The sequence below is a fragment of the Paratractidigestivibacter sp. genome, from assembly GCF_052362415.1.
Taxonomy (GTDB): Bacteria; Actinomycetota; Coriobacteriia; order Coriobacteriales; family Atopobiaceae; genus Paratractidigestivibacter.
On the sequence record NZ_DAWEMK010000105.1, the window covers coordinates 2491 to 6405 of the forward strand.

4 protein-coding genes and 1 pseudogene are annotated in these 3915 nt (G+C 69.0%); 1 reads left to right on the forward strand and 4 read right to left on the reverse strand.

Features of this window, described 5'->3' with window-relative positions; all coding sequences use genetic code 11:
• On the reverse strand, positions 1 to 788 hold a 788-nt coding region (locus ACT84W_RS08985; RefSeq protein WP_444328963.1), incomplete at its 3' end, for a S1 RNA-binding domain-containing protein.
• A 266-nt stretch (positions 789 to 1054) separates the two neighbouring features.
• Between ACT84W_RS08985 and ACT84W_RS08990 the strand changes: the two genes are divergently transcribed.
• Complete coding sequence (locus tag ACT84W_RS08990; protein WP_417574945.1) at positions 1055 to 1789, forward strand: HAD family hydrolase; 735 nt, start codon at positions 1055 to 1057, stop codon at positions 1787 to 1789.
• 116 nt (positions 1790 to 1905) lie between these two features.
• Here the strand turns inward: ACT84W_RS08990 and ACT84W_RS08995 are convergent, their stop codons facing one another.
• The 3 genes and pseudogenes from ACT84W_RS08995 to ACT84W_RS09005 form a co-directional block, all read right to left on the reverse strand.
• A complete protein-coding gene (locus ACT84W_RS08995; RefSeq protein WP_432290853.1) occupies positions 1906 to 2307 on the reverse strand; it encodes a heavy-metal-associated domain-containing protein in 402 nt (133 codons plus the stop codon).
• A gap of 69 nt (positions 2308 to 2376) precedes the next feature.
• A complete protein-coding gene (locus ACT84W_RS09000; protein ID WP_444328964.1) occupies positions 2377 to 3267 on the reverse strand; it encodes a TIGR02452 family protein in 891 nt (296 codons plus the stop codon).
• Positions 3268 to 3387: 120 nt separating this feature from the next.
• Positions 3388 to 3915: pseudogene (locus tag ACT84W_RS09005) on the reverse strand (DNA repair protein RecN); the annotation flags it as partial.

The window sequence follows — 3915 nt, forward strand, 5'->3', positions numbered from 1 at the left end:
ACGTCGAGCACCTGGACCTCGACCTCCTGGCCGACCTTGACGACCTCGGAGGGGTGGTTGACGTGGTTCCAGGAGAGCTCGGAGATGTGGACCAGGCCGTCGATGCCGCCGAGGTCGACGAAGGCGCCGAAGTCGACGATCGAGGACACGGTGCCCTTGAGGCGCATGCCGACCTGCAGCTTGGAGAGGATCTCCTGGCGCTCGGCCTTGCGGGCCTCCTCGAGCACGACACGGCGAGAGAGGACGACGTTGTTGCGGTTGCGATCCATCTCGATGACGCGGGCCTCGATGCGGGTGCCCATGTAGGCGGTGAGGTCCTTGACGCGACGGAGGTCGACGAGGGAGGCGGGCAGGAAGCCGCGCAGGCCGATGTCGAGGATCAGGCCGCCCTTGACGACCTCGATGACCTCGCCCTCGACGGTCTCGCCGGACTGGAACTTGGCCTCGACGGCGTTCCAGGCGCGCTCGTACTCTGCGCGCTTCTTGGACAGGACGAGGCGACCCTCCTTGTCCTCCTTCTGGAGAACGAGGGCCTCGATCTCGTCGCCCAGGGCGACGACGTCGGCCGGGTTGACGTCCTTGCGGATGGAAAGCTCGCGGGACGGGATAACGCCCTCGGACTTGTAGCTGATGTCAAGCAGGACCTCGTCGCGCTCGACCTTGACGACGGTACCGGTCACAAGGTCGCCCTCATTGAAGTCGGTGACGGTGCCGTCAATGAGGCTGTTCATCTCCTCGTCGGAAATGTCATCCATGGCGAAGATGGACGAGTTCTGAATCTCACTCAAAGGTGGACCCCTTTCGAACAACGGGGCCCCGGTCGTCATGGTCGCTGCCTGCAGTGCCAAATCAATCGCGGCGTCTACGTGGAAACTTGCATGCTCTCGGGGGCCGACAGATACGTTTGTGCGGGCCCCATGCCCACACGCGCTTTAGAGTACCTTTAATGGCGCCCGGATTTCAAGCTATTGTTTGAGGTAAATTGAGTTTCTACGCAGGGTCGCCACGAGTCAGCGCGCCCGCGGGGCGGTTCACAAGGGAAGGCGCTCGAACCATGATACAGGCAGTACTGTTCGATCTGGACGACACGCTGCTGTCGCTCAACCTCACGGCGTTCCTCGCCAGGTACATCAACGGGGCCTCCGGGCTCCTCGCCCGCGCGAGCGGGAAGCTGCGCGTGAACATCATGACCGCCTATGCGCGCGCCTGGCTCGCCGCCGAGGGCGAGAAGCGCCGCGACCGCATGACGAACCAGCAGCTCATCAACTCGATCATCTACAAGCAGTGCGGCATCCCCCTGGACGACCCCGTCATCGCCGACATGATCGATTGCTACGAGCGCACCGTCGTGCCGCGCATGGGGTCGGGCATCGTCCGCGCCGAGCCCAAAGAGGGCGCCCGCGAGGCCGTCGACGCAGTGTGGGGCATGGGCCTCACCTGCGCGCTCGCGACGAACCCGGTCGTCTCGATGGAGTGCGACCGCGCGCGCATGGCCTGGGCGGGCTTCACGGAGGACGACTTCGCGCTCGTCTCGTGCGCGGAGAACTCGACGCGCGCCAAGCCGTGGGCGGACTACTACGAGGAGTTCTGCGGCAAGCTCGGGCTTTCCCCCAGCGAGTGCCTCATGGTGGGCAACGACGCAAAGAGGGACTTCGCGCACCCCGAGTGCGGCCTGCGCACGGTCTACGTCGGCCACGCGAAGCCCACGCGCGCCCTGTGGGCGGGCCAGATGAGCGAGCTTGCCTCGGCACTGCCGGCCATCATCGAGAAGGCGAACAGCGAAGAGTGACGGCGAGCGCATGCCGCAAGAAGGAACGGGCGCGGTTTTCCGATTGCCAACGGAAAAACCGCGCCCGTTCCCATGCTTAGACGCTCGGAAAAGCCCGTGACCTCCCCGGCTCGCCGTCAGCGCTCCTTGAACGAGACGAGCCGGTAGCCGGCCTGCTCGACGACCGATCGGACCGCGGCCTCGTCGAGCGGCCGCTTCGCGCGAAGGCGGGCCTGGCCGCCCGCGAGGGTGACCTCTGCCCAGGCGCCGGGCAGCGAGTCGAGCGCGGCGGTCACGGCGGCCACGCAGTGCTCGCAGCTCATGCCCCCGATGCCAAGCTCGGCCTCGTACGGGTAGTGTGCGGGGTCGGTATCCGTCACCTCGACGAGCTTGAACTTCTTTCCCGCGGGGGCGCCGCCGCCCTTCGCGGCCCCGCTGCAGCAGTCGCGCTTGCCGGTCGCGGTGCCGAGGAAGCGCACCGCGGCGACCACGAAGAGGGCCGCGACGGCGACGATGATGACGATGTCGGCTATGCCCATGGTTACTCGATTCCCTCAGGCCCCGCGGCGCGCGCGAGGCAAAGTTAACCTAAGCCGACTATATACCCCTTAGAGGTATTTGCGCCAGTCCTCCTCGCCCTCGTCGTCCTCGGCCGCGGCGGCGGCGCGGGTCGCCGTGGCCTCGCGCTCGGCGCGCGGGACGTACGGGTCGGCGTTGGCCTCGGGGAACTTGGCGAAGGCGTGCTCGAAGCGCTCGAGGTTCTCGTCGAAGCGGCCGCGCGGCACGGCGAAGACCTCGGCGCGGAACATCTCGGCCACCTGCCCCGCGCCCCAGCCGAAGACCCCGCAGCCGAAGGCGCCGAGGACGAGCTTCTCGTGCCCGAGCTCGTCGGCGACGGCGAGCACGAGGCGGATGCGCCCGCGCATGGCCTCGGCGAGCGCCTCGTCCGAGACGCGGTACTCCGTCCGGGCGCGGCTGGCGTTGGGCGCCGCGGCGACGATCACGTCGGCGTAGCTGTGGTACTTCTCGCGGTCGAAGCGTACGCGCGGCACGACCAGGGCGCGGTTGCGGTAGAGCTCGCAGTTGATGTTGCGGCGACGGTTCTCGGCATACCAGGCCTTCTGCGTCGCGAGCACGTTGTAGAGCGTGGACTCGGCGCACAGGGCCTCCTCCTGCGCCCATGCGCCGCGCGCGTAGCCGCCGCCGGCGCTCGTGAAGCTCGCGAAGTCGAGGACAGCGAGGTCACAGGCCGAGGCGAGTCCGCGCCCGCGCGCGAGCACGGCGGTCACGGAGTCCTCGTCGACGACCGTCACGGACGGCACGCGGGGCGCCCCGTCGTCGAGCACGGGCTCCGAGGCGGGCGTCGAGCCATAGGTCCTGATCCCCGCGACCGATGCCGCGACCTCGGGGGCGAGCCTGCGCTCGACGTCGGCTATGTGGCGCTCGGCCTCGGCGGCGCGGGCCTCTTTCCTCGGGTTGGTGCGCTTTCTGTCCGCCATTGGTCCTCCTCTGGAATCGCGGGGCAGCCCCGGCTCGCTCGGACGGGCCCGACCCTCCTGCAGTGCAAAGAACAAGAAAAGCGCTCGGGGCGGCCCCGCGGATGGGCCGCCCCGGGCGCTTTATTTGCCTAGAAGCTCGCGCGCATGTGCCAGGGACGCCTCGCCGGTGTCGCCCGAGAGCATGCGGGCGATCTCGCGGACGCGCTCCTCGCCCGCGATGGGCGAAAGCGTGGTCTCGGGCACGTCGCCTGCGGACTTGCTCACGAGGTAGTGCTCATCTGCCGCCACGGCGACCTGGGCCAGGTGCGTGACCACGATGACCTGGTGCGTCCGCGCGAGGTCGGCGAGGACCTCGGCGAGCGCGACGGCGGTCGCGCCGCCCACGCCGGCGTCGACCTCGTCGAAGACGAGCGTCTCGGCGGCGTCGGACTCGCCCAGCACGACCTTGAGGGCGAGCATCACGCGGCTGACCTCGCCGCCCGACGCGATGCGCCGCAGCGGCCGCGCCGTGAGGCCCGCGCCCGGGCGGTACAGGAACTCGGCGCGCGAGGCGCCGCGGCGCGACCACTCCTGCCTGGGCAGGCGCTCGAAGGCGACCTCGAGCTCGGCGGAGCCCATCTCGAGCCGGGCCATCTGGGCGCTCACCGC

Coding starts and splice junctions, on each gene's coding strand:
- ACT84W_RS08990 (WP_417574945.1), top strand. CDS start 1,055: ATGATACAGGCAGTACTGTTCGATCTGGACGACACGCTGCTGTCGCTC.
- ACT84W_RS08995 (WP_432290853.1), bottom strand. CDS start 2,307: ATGGGCATAGCCGACATCGTCATCATCGTCGCCGTCGCGGCCCTCTTC.
- ACT84W_RS09000 (WP_444328964.1), bottom strand. CDS start 3,267: ATGGCGGACAGAAAGCGCACCAACCCGAGGAAAGAGGCCCGCGCCGCC.